The following is a 23,909-nucleotide window of genomic DNA, read 5'->3' on the forward strand; positions in this document are numbered from 1 at the left end:
GAATGAGGGGTGATTATAACAACTTATTTAGCTTGTGCAATGACGAGCACTTTTGTGTATTTGGTGTCGCTGGAGAGAAAATTTTCCGATTTTGTGACACATCCGACAGAAATGAATTGCATTTGCAATGTTTGATCATGGTGATGTTGAGTATAATCGAGGGAAAAAATATGCCAAATTTCTACCGCACTTTTAACCTAAAGAAGGAAGCCAATATGGAACAAGAAAAATATTTTCGTAGTGCCGATGACACCGAACTTTTTTATCGTTATCGCCCGGCAAAAGATGCTAGTTGTAATAAGGCGATTGTGTTGTTTCATCGCGGGCATGAACATTCAGGACGCATGATGTTTGTAGCTGAGGAACTGGGTTTTGACGATTTTGCTTATTTTGCTTGGGATGCACGCGGGCATGGTTTAAGCCCGGGCGAACGCGGTGATAGCCCGAGTTTGGGCACCTCCGTTGCCGATATTCAGGCATTTATGCAGCATATTGAACGGGAGTATGGCATCAAGGCGGAAAATATCTGCGTGATCGCGCAAAGTGTCGGTGCAGTGTTGGTTTCTGCTTGGCTACATGATTATGCGCCCAAAATCCGTTGCGCGGTATTAGCGTCACCTGCTTTTAAAGTGAAACTTTATGTCCCTTTTGCCCGCGCAGGGTTAAAGCTGATGTATCGTCTGCGTGGCAATTTCTTTGTGAACAGCTATGTGAAAGCCCATTACCTTACCCACAATAAAGCCCGTCAAGAAAGTTACAATAACGATAAACTCATTGCTCGTGCTATTTCTGTGCGTATTTTGCTTGGTTTATATGAGGCAGCGGATCGTGTGGTGGCGGACGCTCAGGCGATTACAGTACCAATTCAGCTGTTCATTTCGGGCAGTGACTGGGTCGTACATCATAAGCCACAGCATGATTTTTATAATCATCTAGGCAGTCATATTAAAGAACGTCATATTTTTAACGGTTTTTATCACGATACATTAGGCGAGGAAAATCGAGAAGTGGCGTTTAAAGAAATGCGCCGTTTTATTCGTCAGCGTTTTGCCGAACCGTTACAACGGGTAGATATTACCCAGGCGCATATTCATAGTGCCAGCCGTATTGAGGCCGATGAGCTGGCAACGCCGCTTTCTCCTTTTAGCCCTCGCGGTGCATTTTGGGCCGCTTATCGTCGATTGATGAAACTTGGTGCAAACTGGAGCGAAGGCCTGAAAATCGGCAAAGAAACCGGTTACGATTCCGGCAGCACGCTGGATTATGTATATCGTAACCAACCACAAGGAACCAATAAATTTGGTGTGTTAGTGGATAAAAATTATTTGAATGCTATTGGTTGGCGCGGTATTCGTCAGCGTAAGGTGAACATTGGCAAGGCGATTCAACTGGCGATGGAAAAATTACGCACAGCAGACAAACCCGTACATGTGCTGGATATTGCCTCTGGCCATGGGCGCTATGTGCTCGATGCGTTAACAACCGACAGGCTGCCTGATTCCGTGCGGTTACGGGATTACAGCCCGATTAACGTGGAAGCAGGGCGTAAGCTAATTGAAGAGCGTCAGTTGCAGGATGTGGTGACCTTTGAACAAGTCAACGCCTATGATCGCAATAATTACCAAAACCTTGATCCCCGCCCGACACTGGGGATTGTATCCGGTTTACATGAACTATTTGCCGACAACGATTTGATTATGAATTCCTTATATGGCTTTGGCGATGCTATTGAAGAGGGCGGTTATCTAATTTATACCGGACAACCGTGGCATCCGCAGCTGGAGCTCATTGCCCGTTGTTTAACCAGTCATAAAGAGGGTAATCCGGAGTGGGTAATGCGTCGTCGCAGTCAGCAGGAAATGGATCAGTTAGTGGAAAAAGCGGGTTTTGAGAAAATCCATCAATGGATTGATGAAGACGGCATTTTTACCGTGAGTTTGGCATTAAAAAAATAGTATGCCTATGAAAAAAGCGGTGTCGCATCGTCTCGGTTATTTAATCTCTGTAGGTGTGCTGTTCTACGCAACTTACGGCTTCAGTAATTGGTTTAGTGCACAACAGGAGAATGTGGCGGAGATTGTCTTTGCTTGGGAAGAACATATTCCTTTTCTTGCATGGACAATCGTACCTTATTGGTCGCTCAATGCCATGTATGCGTTGGCGTTCTTTTTGGCTCGTGACAAGCGGGAATTACGACGTTATGTGGCACAATTATTATTGGCTCAGTTGATTGCCATCTGTTGTTTTCTTCTATTTCCGCTGCAATTTAGTTGGCAAAAACCACTTGCAGACGGGGTTTCAGCGCTGTTATTCGATTCCCTGGCGGCTTTTGATCAACCTTATAACCAAGCGCCGTCGTTACATATTATTCTGACGATCATTGTTGGTTCATTTTATTGGCGTTATTTACCGAAAATCTGGCGTTTGCCTTTAATTATTTGGCTTGGATTAATTGCGTTATCCGTATTGACGACTTACCAACATCATTTTATTGATATCCCTACCGGTGTTCTGGTGGGCTGTTTGATTCTATGGGCGTTGCCTTATGAAGGAGCAAGTCCGTTACATGGTACAAGAGCCGATAGATTTCGTCTTAAGCTCATGCGATATTACTTAGCGGGCGCACTCATTTTCTTCCTGCCGATTTTTCTTGGCGGGGCGTATCTTTGGTTTATTTGGATTAGCATTGCATTGTTGCTGGTGGCATATGCTTATCTATGGTCAGGGGCAAAGTTATTTCAAAAACAACAGAACGGCAGACATAGCATGGCGGCCACCCTATTGCTTTTGCCCTATCTGTTAGGTGTGAGACTGAATATTTTTTATTGGTTACGACATCAAGCGAAAGTGTCGGAAGTGTTACCTGGAGTGTTTATCGGTAGTGTCACGCAGGCGGCAAACTTTGAGGCCGTGTTAGACCTGTGTGCCGAATATCCTTGTATAAATCCGCCCAAGGATTATGTTTTCATACCAATGTTGGATATGGTTCCCCCCGAATCTACCGAGCTTGTGCGGACGGCGCAGGAAATGCAACGTTTGTACAATAACCACCAATCAGTATTTATCTGTTGTGCTTTGGGTTATGGGCGCAGTGCCGCTGCGATGCTGGTTTGGTTGGCAGTTTATGGAGGTTGTGATAATTTAACCGAAGCCCAACGACAGCTACGTGTTGCGCGTCCCAATATGATATTGCCCGCAGCTACGGAACAAAAAGTGTTGGAGGCGATCTATCTCTTGCAAAAAACGCGATAAAAACTGACCGCACTTTTAGGAGGAAATTATGTCTGCACAAGCCCGTTTAACCTCTCATTTGCTTGCTACGGCACGTTACATCGGTGTATTGAATCTCGTGGTGTTTGCGTTGTCTTTCCGCCCTGATTCAGGCTTCTTCTGTTTACAGATTTTACTTTGCGCGGCCTTACTCTATTTACATATTCGGATTTATTTTGATCAAATGCTATTTAGCGATTTGGCACATCAGCACATTACTACGGAAGAATTAGATAAGGCACTTGGTGTGTTAAAACTGAAAATGCCACAAGGCGACCGTAATATTGCCGAACGCGTGCAAGGTGCTTTAAGGTTGTGGAAGTATGTTTTATACGGTACAGGAATACAGTTATTGTTACTTTTTTTAGCGAGTTGATTTTATTTTTTATAGCAGAGTGCAATACAGTATAACCTCGAGTAACCCTATGTAATTTAGTGTAAATTCTTGTAAACGCATGAAATAGCAAGGGATTTTACGTTACAATAATGCCCGATTTTTCTATCACTTATTTAGGTATGCGATACCTAAGGAACCTCTTATTTTGTGATGGTGTTTCTTTTAAATTCTTCCTACATTATTAGTTAAAATAATCATGATGATTAATAAACGACGTGTTGCACAATTCTTTCATGCGGCATTAGAAAGTTATGAGCAAAATTCTGTGGCTCAGCAGAAAATTGGGCAGCATTTACTTCAAATATTATTAAATAATCAGTTAAGCGGTTTTCAGAATGTGCTGGAAATCGGTTGTGGGACCGGGATTTTTACCCGTCTGTTAATGCAAAATATTCACCCGAAAAGTTGGGATTTAAATGACTTGTGTGATGTTTCCACTCAGTTAAAAAATAATCTGCCTCATCAAAATTATTTTTTTATCAAGCAGATGGCGAATATTTAGACTTCACCAATAAACAATATGATTTGATTGTTTCTTGCTCAACGGTGCAGTGGTTTGAGAACCAACAAGCATTTATTCAACGTTGTTGGGAACATTTGGCGCCAAATGGTGTGTTGCTATTTAGTACATTTACACCAAATAATTTGACGGAAGTCAGAACCTTAAGCGGTATTGGCTTGAATTACCCCCATTTATGTCAATGGTATGATTGGTTGCTTGATAATTTTCATTTAGCTCATTTGGAACAAACGGAGATTGAATTGACATTTGATTCTCCCTTGTTGGTATTGAGACATTTGAAGGAAACCGGTGTCACTTCAACGAATAATCAAATTTGGAACCGGAATAAAATTGTGCAATTTTGTGACCAATATCGTCGCCACTATGCCGATTATTCGGGCAAAGTGTCTCTAACGTATTCACCGATTTTTGTCTTGGCGAAGAAAAAGCAATAGTTTTCTTTGACTATTTAATTTTCTGAGAGTAATACTCACTCTCTATGCAAAAGGCAAAGCTACTTCCCCTCTCACTGCCGATCCGGTTAAAGATGTACAACGAAGATTAGATTATCAGGGTTATTACTCGGTTAATCAGTTCGGTCGTCTTCCCGAATGGGTCGGTAAAGTGCTCATCGTGCCAATACATTCATCTGAATACGGTGAAGTGTCCGTAGCTGAATAGGTTTTTTGGTAAATGTCTCAAAATACATAAAAAGTTGGGTGGAGGCGTGCAAAGTTTTAGGATTGCCTTATTTTCTAAGGTAAAATTGCGACCTCTCAATTTTTGAATCTAACTCTATGAACCAACAACAGTTATTACAATTTGATCGTGAGCATATTTGGCATCCTTATGCCGCCCTTCCACCAACCACCCCGATTTATGCCGTTGAACGCGCCGAAGGTGTGATGATCACGCTGAAAGATGGTCGCCAACTGATTGACGGAATGTCCTCTTGGTGGGCGGCGTTGCACGGCTACAATCATCCACGCTTGAATGCTGCAGCGACAAAACAGTTGGAACAAATGAGCCACATTATGTTTGGCGGTTTAACACACGAACCCGCCGTCAAATTGGCGAAAAAATTATTGCCTTTATTGCCGCAGGGGTTGGAACAAATCTTCTTTGCCGACAGCGGCTCCATTGCCGTAGAAGTAGCGATGAAAATGGCGATTCAATATCAACACGCCAAAGGCGAAACACAACGGCATAAATTCGCCACTATTCGTTCCGGTTATCATGGCGACACTTGGCATGCGATGTCGGTGTGCGATCCGGTGACAGGCATGCATGGGCTGTTTGCGAAAAGTTTGCCGGTGCAATATTTTCTCCCGCAGCCGCAAACGCCTTTTGGGCAGCCTTGGAACGAGGACGATATTAAACCCTTAGCAGATTTATTAGAAAAAAAAGGCACAGAACTGACCGCACTTATTTTGGAACCGGTGGTACAAGGGGCGGGGGGAATGTATTTCTATTCGCCGATGTATTTGATGCGCGCCAAGCAGCTGTGCGAACAATACGGCGTATTGCTGATTTTTGATGAAATTGCCACCGGTTTTGGACGCACGGGCAAATTGTTTGCCGCCGAATATGCCGGCATTTCGCCGGATATTATGTGTATCGGCAAAGCACTTACAGGCGGTTATTTAACCCTGTCCGCCACCATCACCACGCGCACCATTGCACAAACTATTTGCCAGGGCGAAGCGCATTGTTTTATGCACGGCCCGACCTTTATGGCGAATCCGTTGGCTTGTGCTATTGCCACCGAATCCATTGATGTGTTGTTGGAAAGTGATTGGCAGGGCAATGTCCAACGGATCGAAGCCCAACTGAAAGCCGAGTTACGAATCGCGGCAAGTTTTAAATCCGTCAAAGAAGTGCGCGTACTCGGTGCTATCGGCGTGTTGGAAATGCACGAACCGGTAGATTTGGCGAGTTTGCAGGCGCGTCTGGTGGCGCACGGTGTTTGGGTACGTCCTTTCGGCAAGCTCGTTTATATCATGCCGCCCTTCATTATCACTCCAACCCAATTATCTGCGTTAACGGCAGGTATGCTGGCGGCAATTAAAGAGGAATACCATGAGTAAGTCAGATTATTTTGCAGTGCAATTGGAAAAACTCCGTCAAAAAGAACAATATCGTCGCTTTCCGCAAATTGTGCATAAGGGCAAGTTTGTGGAGCAAAACGGGCGGTCAATGCTGAATTTGGCGTCCAATGATTATTTAGGTTTAGCGAACGACGACGCATTGCAGCAAGCCTTTCTCGAAAAACTCGCTGAAAAACGACCGCACTTTACGTCTTCTTCCTCCCGTTTATTAACCGGTAATTTTCCTGAATACGAAAGTCTTGAGCAGCAGATGGCGGAGGCATTTCAGCGTGAAGCCTGTTTGTTGTTTAACAGCGGCTATCACGCCAACATCGGCATTTTACCGGCGGTAGCCAATAAACAAACGTTGATCGTGGCGGATAAACTGGTGCATGCCAGTATTATTGACGGCATCCGTTTAAGCGATGCGCCGTTTGTGCGTTATCGCCACAATGATTACGCCCATTTGCACGAGATTTTGCAAAAACAGCATCTCAACTACGAACGCATTATTGTGGTGACGGAAAGTCTGTTTAGCATGGACGGCGATTTTGCTGATTTGCCTCAATTAGTTGAATTTAAAAGGCAATTTTGGAATGTTATGTTGTATGTGGATGAAGCGCACGGCATTGGGGTTTACGGCGAACAGGGGTTAGGCGTTGCCGAGCAGATGAATTGCCTTCCGTACATTGATTTCTTGGTCGGCACATTCGGCAAAGCGTTGGCATCGATGGGGGCTTATGTGGTTTGCGATCAAGTGATCAAAGATTATTTAATTAACACCATGCGCCCGTTGATTTTTAGTACCGCGTTACCCCCGTTTAATGTGGCGTGGACAGAATTTCTCTTTGAAAAACGACCGCACTTTCAGGCGAAACGGCAACATCTTATGCAATTAAGTGCGCGCTTACGGCACATCGTGGCAGAAAAGTTAAATATGCCAATGCCAAGTGAAAGCCATATCGTGCCGTTTATTCTTGGTGACAACCAACGCACCGTGCAAACGGCGCAACGTCTGCAACAGCAAGGATATTACTGCTTGCCGATTCGCCCGCCGACAGTGCCTGTCGGCACCTCGCGTATTCGTTTGTCTCTCACCGCCGACATCACGCATGATGAACTTGAGCAATTTATAGAACAGTTATTTTTATGCAATATCAATTAATTAGCCAAAATCCACCAAGCCGGAATTTAATCGTTTATTTTGCCGGTTGGGGCACACCGCCTTCTGCCGTACAATATTTAGCTATTCCACCGGCGTATGATCTGTTGTTGTGTTATGACTATCGGGATTTTTCGTTGGAGTTTGATTTTTCCCGTTATGAAAATGTGCGTTTGGTGGCGTGGTCAATGGGCGTTTGGGTAGCCGAACGTGTGATGAGACAAATCCCTTTGCTTTCTGCAACCGCGATAAATGGCACAGGCTTGCCCATGCATGATGACTACGGTATTCCATGCGCCGTTTTTCAAGGCACGTTGGATACGCTAGATGAAATTAATCTAGGCAAATTTGAGCGTCGCATATGTGGTGACAAGCAGTTGTTGCAGCAATATCAATCTTTGGAAGGACGGCGCTCAATTGAAGAAATACACGCAGAATTGACCGCACTTTATGATGCGTTATCGGCAGAACATCAACATACGGCGTTATCTTGGACGAAAGCGATTATTGGTACACAAGATCGTATTTTCCCTGCGCAAAATCAGCGAAATTATTGGCATGAACGCTGTGAGGTGAGTGAAATGGTTGGAGGGCATTACCTGTTCCCATTGCTACAAACTTGGGAACAGCTATGGTAATAACGCAACAACGGGTGATGCAATGTTTCAGCGCCGCCTTACCAACCTATGAACAAAATGCCATTGCTCAAAAGCAAATCACTGAGGATTTGTTGCAGTTGCTTTTAGAAAAGGGCGGCAATCAATTTCAGCGTGTGTTAGAGATTGGTTGTGGCACAGGCAATTTTACCCGCTTGCTCATGCAAAATATCAACGCAACACATTGGGATTGCAACGATTTATGTGATGTTGCCAACCACTTGGCACGTAATTTGCCGCAGAAAAATTATCGTTTTTACCAAGGTTGTGGCGAGCGTCTTGATTTTGCTCATCAATATGATTTGATTGCTTCCGCCTCGACCATTCAGTGGTTTACTGAACCGTTGGCGTTTCTTCAACGTTGCGTCGGTCATTTAACGTCTTATGGCATGATTTTATTCGGTACGTTTGCCCCAACCAATTTACACGAAGTTAGGGCTTTAACGGGTGTCGGTTTGGATTACCCCGATCTAGCGCAATGGCTGGAGACATTAACGTCAGATTTTTCCGTGTTGCATTTGGAGCAAAAAGAAATTCAGTTGAAATTTGATTCGCCGTTATCGGTGCTTAAACATTTGAAAGAGACCGGTGTGACGGCCACCAATAATCAAATTTGGCACTACAAGAAAGTTGCCCAATTTTGTGAGCAATATCGACAACAGTATGCCGACGAGCAGGGTAATGTCTCGTTAACTTATGTGCCGATTTTAATGTTGGCGCAGAAAAAAGAGGAAATATGATGGGAAAGGTATTATTCGTTTCCGGAATTGATACGGACATTGGTAAATCTATCGCGACAGGGTATTATGCTAAGCATTTAATGCAGCAGGGATATTCGGTGATTACACAGAAAATGGTGCAAACTGGCTGTCAGGATATATCGACGGACATTATCGTTCACCGAAAAATTCAAGGCATTGCATTAACCGAGGAAGATCGTCAGGGTGTCACATGTCCTTATTTGTTTGATTATCCTTGCTCGCCTCACATGGCTGCACGTTTGCAACAGACGTGCATTGATGAAAAAACAATTGAAAAATCCACCGCACTTTTGGCGCAAAACTACGATTATGTTTTGCTAGAAGGCGCGGGGGGCTTGATGGTGCCTTATTCCGAGGAGAAAACCACGTTGGATTATCTGGCGGCGCATGGGTATCCGTTAATTCTGGTGACTTCCGGCAGATTGGGGAGTATTAATCACACGTTACTCAGCCTTGAGGCGTGCGCTCAGCGAAAAATTAGCGTAGAGGCATTGATTTACAATCTTTATCCGCCGGCGGATGAATTGATTACGCAAGATACACAACAATATCTGCGCGGTTACTTAGCCAAACGGTTTCCAGAGACAAAATTTATGTTGATGGATAAAATCGATTTTTAGCATTGATTTTCATGTTCTGCGCAATAATTTCCTTTGACTATTTAATTTTCTGAGGGTAATATTCACGCCCTATGCAAAAGGTAAAACTACCCCTCACTGTCGATCCGGTTAAAGATGCCCAACGAAGATTGGATTATCAGGGTTATTACTCGGTTAATCAATTAAGTCGTCTTACCGAATCGGTTGGTAAAGTGCTCAGCGATGCACAGGTTACATTATCGTTCTTTATTGATCCGCAAAAATTGGTTGTCATGAAAGGCCATGCTAATGTTGATGTTGAGTTAAATTGTCAGCGTTGTGGCGAACCCTTTATTCAAACCGTTGATTGTGAATTTTGTTACAGTCCGGTGGCTAATTTGGATCAAATTGATGTATTGCCGGAAATCTATGAGCCAATTGAATTCAATGAATTCGGTGAAATAGATTTACTTGGTACGATTGAAGACGAATTAATTTTAAGTCTGCCGATTGTGCCAATGCATTCATCTGAACACTGTGAAGTGTCCGTGGCTGAACAGGTTTTTGGCGAATTGCCTGAAGAATTGGCAAAAAAACCGAACCCGTTCGCTGTATTAGCTAATTTAAAGCAAAAATAATTTAGGAGTATAGCCAATGGCTGTTCAACAAAATAAAAAATCCCGTTCACGTCGTGATATGCGTCGTTCTCACGATGCGTTAACAACTGCTGCAGTATCCGTTGATAAAGCAAGTGGTGAAACTCATTTACGTCACCATGTAACCGCAGACGGTTACTACCGTGGTCGTAAAGTGATTAACAAGTAATTATCCAATTACATAAAGGTAATCACTTGAGTCGTCTAACCCTTGCGTTAGATGCGATGGGCGGGGACATTGGTCCCCGTATTACTATCCCAGCATCCATTTTAGCCTTGGAACGTGATCCAACGCTTTCTCTCTTGTTGTTTGGCGATCGCCAACAGATTCTTCCGCTTTTATCCTCAGTCCCCAATGCTCTTCGTCAGCGTTGTGAAATTATTCATTGTGCCCGTGTGATTGATAATCGACAGGGAATTTCCTACGCGTTGCGCCATAGCAAAGATACCTCTATGCGTTTGGCAATTGAGGCCGTACAAAAAGGAGATGCACAGGCTTGCGTCAGTGCCGGGGATACGGCATCTTTAATGGGCTTATCCAAAATTTTATTGCAACCCTTAGAGGGAATTCATCGCCCTGCGTTGATTTCCACCATTCCGACAGTGACAGGCGAGCGCACGATCATGTTGGATCTTGGGGCAAATATTGAATGTGATGCGGAGAATTTATACCAATTTGCTTTGATGGGGGCGATTTTTGCAGAAAATACCCTCAACTTGGTTTATCCACGCATTGCACTACTAAATATCGGCATTGAAGCGGTGAAGGGGTATAAATCTTTACGGGACGCAGCAGATTTACTGAAAAAAGACACCGCACTTAATTACATTGGGTTCCTTGAAGGTAATTTTTTACTTAACGGCAAAGCGGATGTGATTGTGAGTGACGGTTTTGCCGGCAATGTTGCACTGAAAACCTTGGAAGGCGCAGCGAAGAATGTGATTTCTTTACTGAAAAGTGATAAGAAAAATAGTATATTAAGTAGCGTTTTTGGTTGTTTAATTAAATACCTTTTCAAGGATAAATACCAACAATTAAAGAAAATCAATCCGGATCAATATAATGGCGCATCGCTTATCGGTTTAACTTCAGTTGTGGTTAAAAGCCACGGTAGTGCAAATATAGAGGCATTTGCGAATGCTATTGCTGATGCGGCGTTACAAGCCCGCCGTCAAATTCCGCAAAAAATTTTGGCCGGTTTATAAATAAGAATGAAATATCAATGAATTAGTGAGCTTCCTCGCTATTGTTTTTAACGAGATGACTATGTTTAGCAAAATTTTATCGACAGGTAGCTATTTACCCCAACATATTCGCACCAATGCCGACTTAGAAAAAATGGTAGATACTTCGGATGAATGGATTGTTACCCGTTCTGGTATTCGTGAACGTCGTATCGCTTCCCCTGATGAAACGGTGTCTACAATGGGTTTCGAGGCTGCCAAAAAAGCCATTGAAGCAGCAAACATTAATCCGCAGGAAATTGATCTTATTTTAGTGGCGACAACCAGCAACTCTCACGCTTATCCAAGTGCCGCCTGCCAAATTCAAGGTATGTTGGAGATTGATGATGCCATTGCTTTTGATTTAGCGGCCGCCTGTACCGGCTTTGTATATGCCTTAGGTGTTGCCGATCAATTTATCCGTACCGGTAAAGTGAAAAAAGCGCTCGTCATCGGTTCTGATTTAAACTCACGCAAGTTAGACGAAACAGATCGTAGCACTGTCGTGTTGTTTGGTGATGGCGCAGGTGCTGTTGTTTTAGAAGCATCCGAACAAGAAGGAATTATTTCTACACATTTGCATGCGTCGGCAGATAAACATAGTGCGTTGCTACTTCCGCAACCTGATCGCGGTGTGGCAAAATCCGGCTATATTGAAATGCAGGGTAATGAAACTTTTAAACTGGCTGTGCGTGAGCTTTCTAATGTTGTGGAAGAAACCCTTGCGGCTAACAATTTAGATAAAAAAGATATTGATTGGTTGGTGCCTCATCAAGCCAATTTACGCATTATTGCGGCTACAGCGAAAAAATTAGATATGGATATGTCGCAAGTGGTGGTAACGTTGGATCGTTATGCCAATAATAGCGCGGCAACCGTGCCGGTTGCATTGGATGAAGCAGTGCGTGACGGACGTATTCAACGCGGTCAATTGCTTCTTTTGGAAGCGTTTGGTGGTGGTTGGACTTGGGGTTCGGCCTTAGTGAGATTTTAGATAATCTGTTGTTATTCATAAAAAAAGTGCGGTTATTTTTGACCGCACTTTTCGACTGTAAAACATATCGGAAGGAATTGATTTATTTTTTAATATAGGTGCAACACATGAAAAAATTTGCAATGGTTTTTCCGGGACAAGGTTCACAAACCGTGGGAATGTTGGCGGAATTAGCCGGCGACTACCCGATTGTACAAGAAACCTTTAAACAAGCGTCTGAAACGTTGGGTTATGATTTGTGGCAATTAGTGCAGGAAGGTCCGGCTGAAGAGTTAAACAAAACATGGCAAACGCAGCCTGCGTTGTTAACGGCGTCTGTTGCTGTTTATCGCGTATGGCAACAAAAATACCCGGAATTAAAACCGGAGGTGATGGCCGGTCATAGTTTGGGCGAATATTCTGCGTTGGTGTGTGCCGGTGTGTTAGATTTCCAAGATGCGGTTAAATTGGTGGAATTGCGCGGTAAACTTATGCAACAAGCCGTACCGGAAGGAACGGGTGCTATGTATGCGATTATCGGTTTGGATAATGAAGCCATTATTAACGCTTGTAAACAAGCAGAACAGGGCGAAGTGGTTTCTGCGGTGAACTTTAATTCGCCGGGCCAAGTCGTGATTGCCGGTGCGAAAGCTGCGGTAGAACGTGCAGCGGCATTATGTAAAGAAGCCGGTGCCAAACGTGCATTACCGTTAGTGGTAAGTGTACCTTCCCATTGTGCATTAATGAAACCGGCGGCAGATCAATTATCTGTTTCCTTAGAAAGCATTACATTGAAAGCCCCGACCGTTTCTGTGTTAAATAATGTGGATGTAAAAGCAGAAACCGATGCAGATGCGATTCGTAACGCACTTGTTCGTCAACTTTACAGTCCGGTACGTTGGACAGAAACTGTAGAAAAAATGTCGCATAGTGGCGTAGAAGTGTTGGTGGAAATCGGTCCGGGCAAAGTGTTAAACGGTTTAACCAAACGTATCGTTGATTCTTTACAGGCTACATCGGTCAATGATGTGAAATCATTAGACGCGGTGAATGAATTATTAGCATAACAATTGATAAAGGAGTAAACCTATGCAAGGCAAAATTGCATTAGTTACAGGTGCAACCCGTGGTATCGGGCGCGCGGTAGCAGAAGAATTGGCATCAAAAGGAGCCTTTGTAATCGGCACGGCGACCTCTGAAAAAGGCGCCGAAAGCATTTCTGCCTATTTAGGTGAGAAAGGCAGAGGTTTGGTCTTAAACGTTGCTGATCAAGCTTCCATTGATGCGGTATTGGAATACATCAAACAAGAATTCGGCGACATTGATATTTTAGTTAATAACGCCGGGATTACCCGCGATAACCTGTTAATGCGTATGAAAGATGAAGAGTGGTTTGATATTTTACAAACCAACTTAAGTTCTGTTTACCACCTTTCTAAAGCGATGTTACGCACCATGATGAAAAAACGTTTCGGGCGTATTATTAACATCGGCTCTGTGGTTGGTTCCATGGGGAACGCGGGGCAAACGAATTATTGTGCCGCAAAAGCCGGTTTAATTGGTTTTAGTAAAGCCTTGGCGAAAGAAGTCGCTTCTCGCGGTATTACCGTAAACGTAGTTGCTCCCGGTTTTATTGCCACCGACATGACGGAAGTGTTAAGCGAAGAGTTAAAAAATAACCTATTAACCCAAATTCCGGCCGGGCGCTTAGGTGAGCCGAAAGACATCGCCAAAGCGGTGGCATTCTTGGCATCTGACGATGCAGCTTATATTAACGGTACGACGTTACACGTTAATGGCGGAATGTACATGAGCTAATGTTCGGCAATTGAGGGTTGCGGATAAATTGGATTAATGCGTGCAAATTAATTTGCTTAATGTTAAAATTCCCTCCGCGACTGTCACTTGGTTACGTCATTCGGTGTCTGTGAAAGACATAACTATTTTAAACTGTATGTAGTTGCAAAAAATTTGGAACTCTTTTTTGAGGTTTGACCTCTAACAAGAAATCTTGCGAAATGTTTTGTAAATACATACACTACTTAACTTATCGCAATAGGCGAAAACTTAAACATAGGAAGAAACAAATGAGCATTGAAGAACGCGTAAAAAAAATCATCGTTGAACAATTAGGCGTAAAAGAAGAAGATGTAAAACCTGAAGCGTCTTTCGTTGAAGATTTAGGTGCGGATTCTTTAGATACTGTTGAATTGGTTATGGCTTTAGAAGAAGAATTCGATATCGAAATTCCTGATGAAGAAGCTGAAAAAATCACAACTGTTCAATCAGCAATTGATTACGTGCAAAACAATCAATAATCTCTGATTCTCAATTTAGGCGGTTCTTATAACCGCCTAAATTTTTTCCTGATTTCATATTCTTACCATAAAAATATCTTAAAAATTCACCGCACTTATCTTTCTGACTTATTGAATTTTTTCCGAAAAGCAGTAAACTAGCGCACAATTTTTTAGCCTTGTTTTACGCAATCTAAAAAATCTTCTCTACTAACTTTAAATGTTACCCGTGAGTAACAGAAGGACAATTCAAAATGACTACAAAAGTAAATAGCTATGGCTGGAAAGCCTTGCTAGGCTCTGCCGTCGGCTATGCGATGGACGGTTTCGATCTTCTCATTCTTGGTTTCATGTTAACGGCCATTTCTGCCGACTTAGGCTTAACCCCGGCACAAGGTGGCTCTTTAGTCACTTGGACATTGGTCGGCGCAGTTTTCGGCGGTATCGTATTTGGCGCGTTAAGTGATAAATACGGTCGTGTGCGTGTGTTGACTTGGACGATCATTCTTTTTGCCGTATTCACCGGTTTATGTGCATTGGCGCAAGGTTATTGGGATTTGCTGATTTATCGCACTATCGCCGGTATCGGTTTAGGCGGAGAATTTGGGATCGGCATGGCGTTGGCCGCGGAAGCCTGGCCTGCGCGCCATCGTGCCAAGGCCGCTTCCTATGTGGCGCTTGGTTGGCAGGTCGGCGTGTTGGGGGCAGCATTGTTAACTCCGTTACTATTGCCGCAAATCGGTTGGCGTGGCATGTTTGTGGTGGGCATCTTCCCAGCATTTGTCGCTTGGTATTTACGCGCCCATTTGCATGAACCTGAAATTTTTGTGCAAAAACAGACCGCACTTCCAAAAACAACAAGCCGTTGGTCGTCTAAATTGGAATCATTCAAGTTATTAGTGAAAGACAAAGCCACAGCCAAAGTCAGTTTGGGCGTTGTGATCCTTACCTCCGTGCAAAACTTCGGTTATTACGGCATTATGATTTGGATGCCGAATTTTCTCTCCAAACAACTTGGCTTCAGTTTGACGAAGTCCGGCGTATGGACGGCAGTGACCGTTTGCGGCATGATGGGCGGCATTTGGATTTTTGGGCGCTTGGCCGATTGGATTGGGCGCAAGCCTAGTTTCTTATTGTTCCAAGCAGGTGCGGTGGTCAGTATCATCGCCTATTCTCAATTAACGGAGCCGAATACCATGTTAATTGCCGGGGTATTCTTAGGGATGTTTGTTAACGGTATGATGGGCGGCTACGGTGCTTTAATGGCAGAAGCCTACCCGACTCAAGCACGCGCTACCGCGCAAAACGTATTGTTTAACTTAGGGCGTGCTGTAGGAGGCTTTGGCCCGGTAGCCGTGGGCGCTGTGGTTTCCGCGTATTCCTTCCAAACCGCTATTGCCTTTTTAGCGGTGATTTATGTCATTGATATGCTGGCAACGGTGTGTTTGGTGCCGGAATTAAAAGGCAAAGAGCTACATTAATGCGATGAAAGTGCGGTTTAAAAATAAAGTGTTTTTTCACCGCACTTTTTCATCTTGATAAAACGGTGAAAAACAAAAAGCCGCTTTTGGTATTATCAAAAGCGGCTTTTTCGTTGAAAGTGCGGTGGAAATTATGAGCGTTTCATAATCTCAAAAAACTCTTCGTTGGTTTTCGCCACGGCGAGTTTGTCGATAAGGAATTCCATCGCTTCCACTTCGCCCATTGGGTTAAGGATTTTGCGTAGGATCCACATTTTTTGCAGCTCGTCAGGGGTGGTAAGCAAGTCTTCTTTACGGGTGCCTGAACGATTGAAATCGATAGCAGGGAATACGCGTTTTTCCGCAATTTTACGGGAAAGATGCAATTCCATGTTACCGGTGCCTTTAAATTCTTCGAAGATTACCTCGTCCATTTTTGAACCGGTATCCACTAATGCAGTGGCGATAATGGTTAAGCTACCACCTTCTTCCACATTACGTGCTGCACCGAAGAAGCGTTTCGGACGATGCAATGCGTTGGCATCCACACCGCCGGATAAGACCTTGCCGGAAGCCGGGGTGACGGTATTGTATGCGCGGGCTAAACGGGTGATGGAGTCAAGCAAAATCACCACATCTTTTTTGTGCTCTACAGAACGTTTGGCTTTTTCGATTACCATTTCTGCCACTTGGACGTGACGGGTTGCCGGTTCGTCAAAGGTAGAAGCAATCACTTCGCCTTTTACGGAGCGCTGCATTTCCGTTACTTCTTCCGGACGTTCATCGATCAGTAATACGATAAGTTCGACATCAGGATAGTTATGGGTAATGCTTTGCGCGATATTTTGCAACAACATGGTTTTACCCGCTTTCGGTGGCGCCACGATCAAGCCACGCTGACCTTTCCCGATTGGGGAGGCTAAATCTAAAATACGGGCGGTTAAATCTTCGGTAGAGCCGTTGCCGCGTTCCATTCTTAAACGGGAGTTGGCGTGTAATGGGGTTAGGTTTTCGAAAAGGATTTTGCTGCGGGAAACTTCCGGTTTGTCGTCATTGACTTGGTCAACTTTGAGGAGGGCAAAGTAGCGTTCGCCTTCTTTCGGCGGTCGAATTTTACCTTCGATTTTGTCCCCGGTTTGCAAATTGAAACGACGAATTTGGCTTGGGGAAACATAGATATCATCAGGACCGGCTAAATAGGAACTGTCCGCCGAACGTAGAAATCCAAAACCGTCCGGTAAAATTTCCAATACGCCGCCACCGAAAATATCTTCCCCACCTTTGGCGTGCTGCTTCAAAATCGCAAAAACAATATCTTGTTTGCGTAAACGGGCTAAATTTTCTAAACCCATTTGGTCTTCGCCGAGTTTCACGAGATCGGAAACAGGCATATTTTTAAGTTCTGTAAGATGCATAATTTAATTTGAAGTTTGTTTAGATTTGATGTTTTAGATATAAATGAATGGGAGTGATTTTGAAATTGGTGCGTAAATTAGCATTAAATTTTCATACTGTCTAGTTTTTAGCTGATTTTTTTATTTTATCGTGCTAAATCCTTGTACTTAGGGGAAAGTGCGGTCTGATTTCGGCGTGTTTTTAGCGTTGTTTCTTTAAGTTTTGTTTACAAAATTCTCATAATTAATCGTGTGGAGTTTTTGGGGATTTGCCCTGTTCATGCTATGCTTAGCGCTGATTTTTTATGATGAATTTATGACTATGCAAGAGAATTATTTAAGTTCGGCACGTTTTGCCGATTTACCTTTACATCCTTTGGTGCTACAAGCACTAACAACGAAAGGATTTGATTTTTGTACCCCAATTCAGGCGTTATCCTTGCCGGTGACATTACAAGGCAAAGATGTGGCGGGACAGGCACAAACCGGCACCGGAAAAACAATCGCGTTTTTAACCGCACTTTTTCACCATTTATTAACCCATCCAACTGAAACTGATAAAAATCAACCGCGCGCTTTGGTGCTTGCGCCAACCCGTGAGCTGGCCGTGCAAATTGAGCATGATGCGCAGATTTTCTTAAAAACAACTCAATTTAAGACCGCACTTGCTTACGGTGGTGATGGTTATGATAAGCAGCTTAAAGCTATTGAGAACGGGGTTGATGTGCTTATTGGTACCACAGGGCGGGTGATTGATTATGTAAAACAAGGCATTATCCGTTTGGATCGTATTCAAGTGGTGGTGTTGGATGAAGCGGATCGAATGTTCGATTTAGGCTTTATTCGCGATATCCGTTATTTATTGCGCAAATGCCCGTCGCCACAACAGCGCTTGACCATGTTGTTCTCCGCGACCTTATCTTACAAAGTGCGTGAATTGGCATTTGAGGATATGAACGATCCCGAGTATGTGGAAATTGCGCCGGAGCAGAAAACCGGCCGACAAATTAAAGAAGAACTGTTTTATCCGTCTAACCAAGACAAAATCCGCTTATTATTGACGTTATTGGAAGAGGAATGGCCGGAGCGTTGCATTATCTTCGCCAACACCAAACATCAATGTGAGGAAATTTGGGGCTATTTGGCGGCGGATGGACATCGTGTAGGTTTGTTGACCGGTGATGTGGCACAGAAAAAACGCCTTTCTTTGTTAAAACAATTTACCGACGGGGAATTGGATATTTTAGTGGCCACAGACGTGGCGGCGCGTGGTTTGCACATTGCGGAAGTGACGCATGTCTTTAACTACGACTTGCCTGATGATCGGGAAGATTATGTGCATCGTATCGGACGTACCGGCCGTGCGGGGGAAAGCGGGATTTCCATCAGCTTTGCTTGTGAGCAATATGCCATGAATTTACCGGCTATCGAAGAATATATCGGACATAGTATTCCGGTGAGTCAATATGATCCGAATGCGTTGTTGCAGGACATTCCGAAGCCTTATCGAATAAAACGCGCCACAAGTACTCACCGTACAAGCAACAATAATCGTCGTAAGCCGTTTCAAGGTAAGCGATAAGCGGGTGATAAAGATTGGCGTTGATTTTATTCAATGCTAAAATTCGCCGTTTTTTGAATTGAGGAGGAAGTATGTCGTTAGTCGATTTTGTAGTGAATAAATTAGACGATTTAAAAGCCACCGACATTTTACCGTTAAATGTGAAAGGAAAATCTTTCATCACCGACACCATGATTTTATGTACCGGAACGTCTTCCCGTCATGTGTCTTCATTGGCGCAAAAGCTCATTAGCGAATGCAAACTTGCCGGTATTGATGTATTTGGCGATGAAGGCAAAGAGACTGCCGATTGGGTGGTGGTAGATTTAGGCGAAGCCATTGTGCATATCATGCAGGCGGACACCCGTGAGATGTATCAATTAGAAAAACTTTGGGCGTAGAGGCCTATAAAGTGCGGTCATTTTTCATGACGTTTTTTGAGGAGCTAAGGTGAAAATTCAGTTAATTGCCGTTGGAACCAAAATGCCTTCGTGGGTAACCACAGGCTTTGAGGAATATCAACGTCGTTTTCCGAAGGAATTGCCTTTTGAGCTGATCGAAATTCCTGCCGGTAAACGAGGGAAAAACGCCGACATTAAGCGTATTTTGGAACAGGAAGGCAAAGCCATGTTGACGGCTGCCGGAAAGGGCAAAATCGTGACGTTGGACATTCCCGGCAAACCTTGGACTACCGAACAACTGGCCCAACAATTAGAAAGTTGGAAAAATGACGGGCGCGATCTGTGTTTGCTGATTGGTGGACCGGAAGGCCTGTCTCCCGAATGCAAAGCCGCCGCCGAGCAAAGCTGGTCGCTTTCACCGCTTACTCTGCCACATCCTTTGGTGCGAGTGGTGGTAGCCGAAAGCCTCTATCGCGCGTGGTCATTGACGACTAATCATCCATATCATCGAGAATAATGAATCTAAAAAAACTTCTGTCGCAACCGCAATACGATCCGATTCGTGATAAAAAAGCCGAGCGCAATTTGTTTGCCCGTCGTGCTTTGGTGTCATTTATCGGCGTTTTGGTGTTGTCTGCAGTGTTGATTCTGAATCTATATGATTTGCAGGTGGTGAATTACGACAGCTATCAAACCCGTTCTAACGGCAATCGCATTAAATTGTTGCCATTACCACCGACCCGAGGCTTGATTTACGATCGCAACGGGCAATTATTGGCAGAAAATTTAACCTTTTTCGGATTATATGTGGTGCCGGAAAAAGTGGAAAATTTAGACCGCACTTTTGAGGAATTAAAAGTGTTGGTAGGGCTGACCGATACGGATATTGGAAATTTTAAGAAAGAACGCCGTCGTTCAACCCGTTACACACCGATTATGTTAAAACCGAATTTAACGGAAGAACAAATCGCCCGTTTTGCGGTAAATCAATACAATTTCCCAAGTTTAGATATTCGTCCTTATTTTAAACGCCATTATCTTTATGGTGAACCGCTGACCCACATCTTAGGTTATGTGTCAAAAATTAATGATCGTGATGTGGAACGCCTGAAAAAAGAGGAAAAATTCGCGAATTATTCCGGTACTCACGATTTAGGTAAGCTCGGGATTGAGCGTTATTATGAAGATTCTCTACACGGCACCACAGGCTTTGAAGAGGTGGAAGTTAATAGCCGTGGCAAAGTAATTCGTAAGCTACGCGAACAGCCTGCCATTGCAGGAAAAAGCATTCATTTGACGATTGATTTGAATTTACAACTTTATGTCACGGAACTATTGGCGGGACATAAAGGCGCCGTGGTTGTGCTGGATCCGAAAGATAACAGCATTTTAGCCATGGTTTCCGTACCGAGTTATGACAATAATTTATTTGTGGATGGCATTTCCGGCGAGGCCTATAGCCGTTTGTTAAATGACCCTAATCGCCCGCTTTATAGTCGTGTGACACAAGGCGCTTATCCGCCGGCATCTACGGTGAAACCGTTCATTGCGGTGTCTGCTTTGCAGGAAAATGTGATTACCCCGAGTATGACGATTTATGATCCGGGTTATTGGAGTTTGCCAAATAGCACCAAGCGTTTCCGTGACTGGCGAAAAGGTGGGCATGGCATGACAAATTTAAATAAAGCCATTACCGAATCTTCCGATACTTATTTTTATCAAACTGCCTATAACATGGGGATTGACCGTTTGTCCGCTTGGATGAAACGGTTTGGGTTTGGTGTGCCGACCGGTATTGATATTCAAGAAGAAACCGGTGCCAATATGCCGACCCGTGAATGGAAACAAAAACGCTATAAAAAAGCTTGGGTGCAGGGCGATACTATTTCTGTGGGTATCGGGCAAGGCTATTGGACGGCGACGCCGTTGCAGTTGGCGAAAGCCACCAGTATTCTGGTGAATAACGGCAAGGTAAACACACCGCACTTGATGAAGAGCGTGGAAGGTTCCGTGGTAGAACCTTATAAAGATCCGTTGCCATATGAAGATATTACCGAACCGAAGCAGTATTTTTGGGATGAGGCGAAACGTGGCATGTATAACGTGGTGAATAGCGCCGGCGGAACAGGTCGCAAGGCCTTTATCGGTACGCCTTATCGTGTCGCGGGAAAATCCGGAACGGCGCAGGTGTTTAGTTTGAAAGAGAATCAAAGTTATAATGCCGGCGCCTTGAAAAAAGAATTACACGACCATGCTTGGTTTATCGCATTTGCGCCTTATGAGACCCCGCAAATTGTTGTCTCTATGATTTTGGAGAACGCGGGTGGCGGTTCCAGTAATGCGGCGCCGATTGTTAGAAAAATTATGGATTATTATTTTAAACAAAACACGCCGTTGCCAATAGAACAAAGCTCGGAACAACCGTTAAGCGAACCGACCACAGGAGAGCCAAATGAAAATGAATGATCGCAATATTTGGCTGGAGTTGTGGCGCCGTTTGCACATTGACTTGTGGCTGTTTATCGGATTGGTGGTGGTTACCGGCTATGGTATGTTTGTACTATATAGCGCATCCGGTGCAAACGAAGCTATGTTTCAGAGCCGTATTATACAGGTTGCTTTAGGATTTTTTGTTCTCTTGGTGATGGCACAGTTCCCTCCAAAATTTTATCAGCGTATTGCCCCTTATTTATTTGGTATCGGGATTATTATGTTGGTCTTGGTGGATATGATTGGAACCACCAGTAAAGGTGCGCAACGATGGCTAGATTTGGGCATTGTGCGTTTTCAGCCATCGGAAATCGTTAAATTGGCAGTACCTTTGATGGTGGCGGTATATTTGGGTAATTGTCCGCAACCGATTAAAATAAAAGAAACATTTATTGCGTTAATCATTATCATTGTGCCAACCTTGCTTGTGGCGATTCAGCCGGATTTGGGCACTGCAATTTTGGTTAGCGGTTCGGGCTTATTTGTGGTATTTTTAGCCGGCATGAGCTGGTGGTTGATTTTAGCGGCAATCGTCGGGCTTGCCGGGTTTATCCCCATTATGTGGTTTTATTTAATGCACGATTATCAACGCACCCGTGTATTAACCCTATTTGATCCGGAAAAAGATTTATTGGGCGCGGGATACCACATTTGGCAGTCAAAAATTGCTATCGGCTCGGGCGGTTTGTGGGGCAAGGGCTGGATGCAAGGTACGCAATCCCAATTGGAGTTTTTACCGGAACCGCATACGGATTTTATCTTTGCCGTATTAAGTGAAGAATATGGCATGATCGGTTTCTTGATTTTATTAGCCATTTATTTGTTTATTGTTGCCCGTTGTTTGATAATCGGCGTCAGCGCACAAACTGCGTTTGGGCGTATTTTAGTCGGGGCATTAACGCTAATTTTTTTCGTTTATGTCTTTGTTAATATCGGTATGGTAAGCGGTATTTTACCTGTTGTAGGCGTGCCGTTACCGTTGGTGAGTTATGGCGGAACCTCTTATGTTGCTATCATGGCAGGTTTTGGTTTAGTGATGTCAATTCATACTCACAGAGAACACTTTCTGAAGGGAACTAATTAAGTTTTCAGTTTTCTTAATTGGTAATTCGACAGAGGGGGAGAAAAACTTAATGAATTTAAAGCAAACTGTAAACTATATGATAATTTTGTTTTCATTTTGCACCGCACTTTCTGTGCAAGCCGAAACAAAAAAATTATATGGAATTGAAGGACCTTCATTAACTTATCGTCCAATGTCGGTCACCTCGCAAACCTATAACGTAAAAGGCGAAACCTATACTACAAGATCGCATCAAACAGCCAAAAACTATTCCAAACAAGGTATTGCTAGTTACTACCATCATAAGTTTAATGGACGCAAAACCTCCAACGGCGATATTTATGATTCCACGTTATACACTGCAGCGCACAAAACCTTACCGTTGAATTCTTATGCCGTTGTCACCAATATGTATAATCAGCGCAAAGTCATTGTTCGTATTAATGACCGAGGTCCGTTTACGAAAGATCGCATTATTGATTTATCTCATGCTGCGGCAAAAGAAATCGGTATTGTAAATTACGGTATGGGATTGGTGAAAGTCGAAGCCTTGCATGTGGATGCTAAAGGTGAATTATCCGGTGCCGGTGCTTCAACGTTAGCGCAAATCAGCAAAACGGAAGAAGGCTTACGACGTCTAAAAGATAATTCGGAAGCCTCTACTTTTACATCGGATTCTTCAAAAAACAATACGAAATTTATTCGCGGCTCAAACGCGGCGAATGCCGAACGTTATGAAATTAAAATGGTGAATGTCGCCAGTCGTCAAAATGCCGAACAAATTATTAAAGAATTGGCATTGGAAAACGTGAAAGCGGAAATTGCCGCACATGGTAAAAAATATAATATCCATTTGGGACCGTTTAATTCAAAAGCCGAAATTACAGAATTGAAAACACAATTAAGACGTTTAAATCATCCCGAACCGCTAATTGTGTATTCTTATAATAAATAACAATACATCATTTTAGGATATT

At 43.6% G+C, this 23,909-nt stretch carries 22 protein-coding genes and 2 pseudogenes; 23 read left to right on the forward strand and 1 reads right to left on the reverse strand.

Annotated features, from left to right (window positions below; translation table 11 throughout):
- The first annotated feature begins 170 nt into the window (after positions 1-170).
- From DK428_RS06860 to DK428_RS06940, 17 genes and pseudogenes are all read left to right on the forward strand, one after another.
- Positions 171-1,955: a bifunctional alpha/beta hydrolase/class I SAM-dependent methyltransferase gene (locus DK428_RS06860; RefSeq protein WP_239496838.1), complete on the forward strand. Its 1,785-nt coding sequence runs from the start codon at positions 171-173 to the stop codon at positions 1,953-1,955.
- Between the two features lies 1 nt (position 1,956).
- Positions 1,957-3,252, forward strand: a complete 1,296-nt coding sequence (locus tag DK428_RS06865) for a phosphatase PAP2/dual specificity phosphatase family protein (protein WP_109065026.1) — start codon at positions 1,957-1,959, stop codon at positions 3,250-3,252.
- 28 nt (positions 3,253-3,280) lie between these two features.
- Complete coding sequence (locus DK428_RS06870; protein ID WP_109065025.1) at positions 3,281-3,646, forward strand: hypothetical protein; 366 nt, start codon at positions 3,281-3,283, stop codon at positions 3,644-3,646.
- Positions 3,647-3,863: 217 nt separating this feature from the next.
- Positions 3,864-4,624, forward strand: a pseudogene (bioC, locus tag DK428_RS06875) (malonyl-ACP O-methyltransferase BioC).
- 342 nt (positions 4,625-4,966) lie between these two features.
- Positions 4,967-6,256, forward strand: coding sequence for an adenosylmethionine--8-amino-7-oxononanoate transaminase (gene bioA / locus DK428_RS06880; RefSeq protein WP_109063380.1), 1,290 nt, complete (start codon positions 4,967-4,969; stop codon positions 6,254-6,256).
- Positions 6,249-7,421: an 8-amino-7-oxononanoate synthase gene (locus tag DK428_RS06885; protein WP_109063381.1), complete on the forward strand. Its 1,173-nt coding sequence runs from the start codon at positions 6,249-6,251 to the stop codon at positions 7,419-7,421. The genes bioA and DK428_RS06885 overlap by 8 nt, the downstream gene beginning before the upstream one ends.
- Complete coding sequence (locus DK428_RS06890) at positions 7,406-8,056, forward strand: DUF452 family protein (protein WP_109063382.1); 651 nt, start codon at positions 7,406-7,408, stop codon at positions 8,054-8,056. Before DK428_RS06885 ends, DK428_RS06890 begins: the two co-directional genes overlap by 16 nt.
- Entirely contained in the window at positions 8,050-8,814 is a 765-nt protein-coding gene (bioC, locus tag DK428_RS06895) for a malonyl-ACP O-methyltransferase BioC (protein WP_109063383.1), read from the forward strand. The genes DK428_RS06890 and bioC (DK428_RS06895) overlap by 7 nt, the downstream gene beginning before the upstream one ends.
- On the forward strand, positions 8,814-9,455 hold the full coding sequence (bioD, locus tag DK428_RS06900; RefSeq protein WP_109063384.1) for a dethiobiotin synthase: 642 nt from the start codon (positions 8,814-8,816) through the stop codon (positions 9,453-9,455). The genes bioC (DK428_RS06895) and bioD overlap by 1 nt, the downstream gene beginning before the upstream one ends.
- Before the next feature lie 71 nt (positions 9,456-9,526).
- Positions 9,527-10,051: a 23S rRNA accumulation protein YceD gene (yceD, locus tag DK428_RS06905; protein ID WP_050332904.1), complete on the forward strand. Its 525-nt coding sequence runs from the start codon at positions 9,527-9,529 to the stop codon at positions 10,049-10,051.
- A gap of 16 nt (positions 10,052-10,067) precedes the next feature.
- Positions 10,068-10,238, forward strand: a complete 171-nt coding sequence (gene rpmF / locus DK428_RS06910; RefSeq protein ID WP_005544470.1) for a 50S ribosomal protein L32 — start codon at positions 10,068-10,070, stop codon at positions 10,236-10,238.
- Between the two features lie 26 nt (positions 10,239-10,264).
- Positions 10,265-11,275: a phosphate acyltransferase PlsX gene (gene plsX, locus DK428_RS06915; RefSeq protein WP_109063385.1), complete on the forward strand. Its 1,011-nt coding sequence runs from the start codon at positions 10,265-10,267 to the stop codon at positions 11,273-11,275.
- Positions 11,276-11,336: 61 nt separating this feature from the next.
- On the forward strand, positions 11,337-12,287 hold the full coding sequence (locus DK428_RS06920) for a beta-ketoacyl-ACP synthase III (RefSeq protein WP_109063386.1): 951 nt from the start codon (positions 11,337-11,339) through the stop codon (positions 12,285-12,287).
- Between the two features lie 107 nt (positions 12,288-12,394).
- On the forward strand, positions 12,395-13,333 hold the full coding sequence (fabD, locus tag DK428_RS06925; protein WP_109063387.1) for an ACP S-malonyltransferase: 939 nt from the start codon (positions 12,395-12,397) through the stop codon (positions 13,331-13,333).
- 22 nt (positions 13,334-13,355) lie between these two features.
- Positions 13,356-14,084 carry a 3-oxoacyl-ACP reductase FabG gene (fabG, locus tag DK428_RS06930; protein ID WP_109063388.1) on the forward strand — a complete coding sequence of 243 codons (729 nt, stop codon included), beginning with the start codon at positions 13,356-13,358 and terminating at the stop codon, positions 14,082-14,084.
- A gap of 269 nt (positions 14,085-14,353) precedes the next feature.
- On the forward strand, positions 14,354-14,584 hold the full coding sequence (acpP, locus tag DK428_RS06935) for an acyl carrier protein (protein ID WP_005544465.1): 231 nt from the start codon (positions 14,354-14,356) through the stop codon (positions 14,582-14,584).
- Between the two features lie 233 nt (positions 14,585-14,817).
- The gene (locus DK428_RS06940; protein ID WP_109063389.1) at positions 14,818-16,044 is read left to right on the forward strand and encodes an MFS transporter; all 1,227 of its coding nucleotides are present in this window, start codon (positions 14,818-14,820) and stop codon (positions 16,042-16,044) included.
- Between the two features lie 131 nt (positions 16,045-16,175).
- Here the strand turns inward: DK428_RS06940 and rho are convergent, their stop codons facing one another.
- Positions 16,176-17,438: a transcription termination factor Rho gene (gene rho / locus DK428_RS06945; protein WP_109063390.1), complete on the reverse strand. Its 1,263-nt coding sequence runs from the start codon at positions 17,436-17,438 to the stop codon at positions 16,176-16,178.
- A gap of 301 nt (positions 17,439-17,739) precedes the next feature.
- Between rho and rhlB the strand changes: the two genes are divergently transcribed.
- From rhlB to DK428_RS06975, 6 genes and pseudogenes are all read left to right on the forward strand, one after another.
- Positions 17,740-18,999, forward strand: coding sequence for an ATP-dependent RNA helicase RhlB (gene rhlB, locus DK428_RS06950; RefSeq protein ID WP_109059902.1), 1,260 nt, complete (start codon positions 17,740-17,742; stop codon positions 18,997-18,999).
- A 71-nt stretch (positions 19,000-19,070) separates the two neighbouring features.
- Complete coding sequence (gene rsfS / locus DK428_RS06955) at positions 19,071-19,379, forward strand: ribosome silencing factor (protein WP_109063391.1); 309 nt, start codon at positions 19,071-19,073, stop codon at positions 19,377-19,379.
- A 49-nt stretch (positions 19,380-19,428) separates the two neighbouring features.
- Complete coding sequence (gene rlmH / locus DK428_RS06960; RefSeq protein ID WP_005701303.1) at positions 19,429-19,896, forward strand: 23S rRNA (pseudouridine(1915)-N(3))-methyltransferase RlmH; 468 nt, start codon at positions 19,429-19,431, stop codon at positions 19,894-19,896.
- A pseudogene (gene mrdA, locus DK428_RS06965) lies at positions 19,896-21,773 on the forward strand (penicillin-binding protein 2); the annotation flags it as partial. The gene rlmH and the pseudogene mrdA, both read left to right, overlap by 1 nt.
- A gap of 58 nt (positions 21,774-21,831) precedes the next feature.
- A complete protein-coding gene (gene rodA, locus DK428_RS06970) occupies positions 21,832-22,953 on the forward strand; it encodes a rod shape-determining protein RodA (RefSeq protein ID WP_162616571.1) in 1,122 nt (373 codons plus the stop codon).
- 49 nt (positions 22,954-23,002) lie between these two features.
- Positions 23,003-23,887: a septal ring lytic transglycosylase RlpA family protein gene (locus DK428_RS06975; RefSeq protein WP_109063393.1), complete on the forward strand. Its 885-nt coding sequence runs from the start codon at positions 23,003-23,005 to the stop codon at positions 23,885-23,887.
- Positions 23,888-23,909: the final 22 nt, after the last annotated feature.

Source organism: Aggregatibacter kilianii, assembly GCF_003130255.1.
Lineage (GTDB): Bacteria > Pseudomonadota > Gammaproteobacteria > Enterobacterales > Pasteurellaceae > Aggregatibacter > Aggregatibacter kilianii.

Excerpts from the sequence above, each read along its gene's own strand:
- DK428_RS06860 (WP_239496838.1), top strand. The coding sequence starts at position 171 with ATGCCAAATTTCTACCGCACTTTTAACCTAAAGAAGGAAGCCAATATG.
- DK428_RS06865 (WP_109065026.1), top strand. The coding sequence starts at position 1,957 with ATGCCTATGAAAAAAGCGGTGTCGCATCGTCTCGGTTATTTAATCTCT.
- DK428_RS06870 (WP_109065025.1), top strand. The coding sequence starts at position 3,281 with ATGTCTGCACAAGCCCGTTTAACCTCTCATTTGCTTGCTACGGCACGT.
- bioA (WP_109063380.1), top strand. The coding sequence starts at position 4,967 with ATGAACCAACAACAGTTATTACAATTTGATCGTGAGCATATTTGGCAT.
- DK428_RS06885 (WP_109063381.1), top strand. The coding sequence starts at position 6,249 with ATGAGTAAGTCAGATTATTTTGCAGTGCAATTGGAAAAACTCCGTCAA.
- DK428_RS06890 (WP_109063382.1), top strand. The coding sequence starts at position 7,406 with ATGCAATATCAATTAATTAGCCAAAATCCACCAAGCCGGAATTTAATC.
- bioC (WP_109063383.1), top strand. The coding sequence starts at position 8,050 with ATGGTAATAACGCAACAACGGGTGATGCAATGTTTCAGCGCCGCCTTA.
- bioD (WP_109063384.1), top strand. The coding sequence starts at position 8,814 with ATGGGAAAGGTATTATTCGTTTCCGGAATTGATACGGACATTGGTAAA.
- yceD (WP_050332904.1), top strand. The coding sequence starts at position 9,527 with ATGCAAAAGGTAAAACTACCCCTCACTGTCGATCCGGTTAAAGATGCC.
- rpmF (WP_005544470.1), top strand. The coding sequence starts at position 10,068 with ATGGCTGTTCAACAAAATAAAAAATCCCGTTCACGTCGTGATATGCGT.
- DK428_RS06920 (WP_109063386.1), top strand. The coding sequence starts at position 11,337 with ATGTTTAGCAAAATTTTATCGACAGGTAGCTATTTACCCCAACATATT.
- fabD (WP_109063387.1), top strand. The coding sequence starts at position 12,395 with ATGAAAAAATTTGCAATGGTTTTTCCGGGACAAGGTTCACAAACCGTG.
- fabG (WP_109063388.1), top strand. The coding sequence starts at position 13,356 with ATGCAAGGCAAAATTGCATTAGTTACAGGTGCAACCCGTGGTATCGGG.
- acpP (WP_005544465.1), top strand. The coding sequence starts at position 14,354 with ATGAGCATTGAAGAACGCGTAAAAAAAATCATCGTTGAACAATTAGGC.
- DK428_RS06940 (WP_109063389.1), top strand. The coding sequence starts at position 14,818 with ATGACTACAAAAGTAAATAGCTATGGCTGGAAAGCCTTGCTAGGCTCT.
- rho (WP_109063390.1), bottom strand. The coding sequence starts at position 17,438 with ATGCATCTTACAGAACTTAAAAATATGCCTGTTTCCGATCTCGTGAAA.
- rhlB (WP_109059902.1), top strand. The coding sequence starts at position 17,740 with ATGCAAGAGAATTATTTAAGTTCGGCACGTTTTGCCGATTTACCTTTA.
- rsfS (WP_109063391.1), top strand. The coding sequence starts at position 19,071 with ATGTCGTTAGTCGATTTTGTAGTGAATAAATTAGACGATTTAAAAGCC.
- rodA (WP_162616571.1), top strand. The coding sequence starts at position 21,832 with ATGAAAATGAATGATCGCAATATTTGGCTGGAGTTGTGGCGCCGTTTG.
- DK428_RS06975 (WP_109063393.1), top strand. The coding sequence starts at position 23,003 with ATGAATTTAAAGCAAACTGTAAACTATATGATAATTTTGTTTTCATTT.